The following is a 513-nucleotide window of genomic DNA, read 5'->3' as shown; positions in this document are numbered from 1 at the left end:
GGCGCTGCTCGTGCTGCTCACGCTCGATACCGGCCTCGAGCCCGAGTGCCTGAAGGCGCTGACCACAGATTGTCTCACCAACCCCCATGCCGGCACGGTGGAGCTGCGCTATCTCAAGCGCCGCGCCCGCGGCGCCGAGCACAAGAGCATGCGGGTGCGCGATGGCGGCAGCGGCACTCCCGGCGGCCTGATCCGTCGCCTGATCGACGCCACCGCCGCCGCCCGCGAGCACCTGCCTGACGATTGCCTCTGGGCCTATCACAACGTCGGCGGCCTTCGCGGCGGCATTTTCGATCTCAAGCACCAACTTGCAGCCTGGGCTCTGCGCCATGGCATCAGCGATGACGACGGCAAGCCGCTCCACCTGCTGCTCTCCCGGCTACGCAAGACCCACAAGGCGCTATGGTACACCAAGACCGAGGGGCACATGACCCGCTTCGCGGTCGGCCACTCGCGCGAGGTGGCGGCGCGCCACTATGCCGATCTGCCGTCGCTCCGGCCCCTGCACGAGAC

At 68.8% G+C, this 513-nt stretch carries 1 pseudogene; it reads left to right on the top strand.

What is annotated here, in order from left to right:
• Positions 1–513 (top strand): annotated as a pseudogene (locus tag YP76_RS28500) (hypothetical protein); the annotation flags it as partial.

It is taken from the genome of Sphingobium chungbukense (assembly GCF_001005725.1).
GTDB lineage: Bacteria > Pseudomonadota > Alphaproteobacteria > Sphingomonadales > Sphingomonadaceae > Sphingobium > Sphingobium chungbukense.
This window is presented reverse-complemented; position numbering and strand designations above follow the sequence as displayed.